This window comes from Aquimarina sp. U1-2, from assembly GCF_017897595.1.
Classification (GTDB): domain Bacteria; phylum Bacteroidota; class Bacteroidia; order Flavobacteriales; family Flavobacteriaceae; genus Aquimarina.
In genome coordinates this window covers 1-280 of record NZ_JAGKIK010000174.1, presented here as the reverse complement: position 1 = coordinate 280, position 280 = coordinate 1, and the positions used below count along the sequence as shown (strand labels likewise).

Annotated in this window: 1 pseudogene; it reads left to right on the top strand. The window is 30.4% G+C overall.

What is annotated here, in order from left to right:
• Window positions 1–51 precede the first annotated feature (51 nt).
• Window positions 52–280 (top strand): annotated as a pseudogene (locus J8281_RS19540) (hypothetical protein); the annotation flags it as partial.

Sequence of the window (280 nt, the reverse complement as noted above, 5' to 3'; positions counted from 1 at the left end):
GTTATGCAAACAATTACAAAGTATTTTATACTAATTATTTTAAGCTTAAGTGTGCAACTCATCACTGCACAAGATAGCATTCCAAAAACAGTAAATAAAGCCGAAATACAAAAGCTAAAAGCATCTATAAAAAAGGTTGAAGCCGAAGAAAAAGCACTTCTAAAATCTGAAGTAGAAGCTATTGATGCACGATTAAAAAACGGAGAAATTACTCAAGAAGAAGCTCAAAATCTTAAAATGGAAATGGCAAAAAAACGAGCTTTAAATATTGAAAACCGTA